Annotated in this window: 1 pseudogene; it reads left to right on the top strand. The window is 49.3% G+C overall.

The features are described 5' to 3' along the window. A pseudogene (gene ebgA / locus R7P74_RS28695) lies at positions 1-544 on the top strand (beta-galactosidase subunit alpha); the annotation flags it as partial.

The following is a 544-nucleotide window of genomic DNA, read 5'->3' as shown; positions in this document are numbered from 1 at the left end:
CCATGAAATTGCGGTGTATCAGTTCCAACTGAAAGAAAAGACCGAGTCTGCACCTGCGTTCATCAATCGCAACGCACAACCTTTGGTGATTAACGAAAGCCGTTTGGAACACGTAATTGAAGGCCATAACTTCGCGCTTACTTTCTCGAAAGTAAACGGCAAGCTGACTTCTTGGCGCGTAAATGGCGAAGAGATCATTCAATCAGAGCCGAGACTGAACTTCTTCAAACCGATGATTGATAACCACAAACAAGAGTATGAAGGTTTGTGGCACCCAGCGCATCTGCAAATCATGCAGGAGCACTTCCGCACACTTGCTGTGGAAGCAACTGATGATTCCGTCTTGATTACAACCACCAGCATCATTGCGCCGCCGGTCTTTGATTTTGGCATGCGTTGTACCTACCGCTACCAAATCAACGCGCAAGGCCATTTGAATGTGGAACTGAGTGGCGAGCGCTACGGCGACTACCCTCACGTGATTCCGGTCATCGGCTTGGATTTGGGCATCAACGGCAGCTTTGACCAAGTGCGCTACTACGGT

This window comes from Vibrio sp. 2033 (genome assembly GCF_033339735.1).
This window is presented reverse-complemented; position numbering and strand designations above follow the sequence as displayed.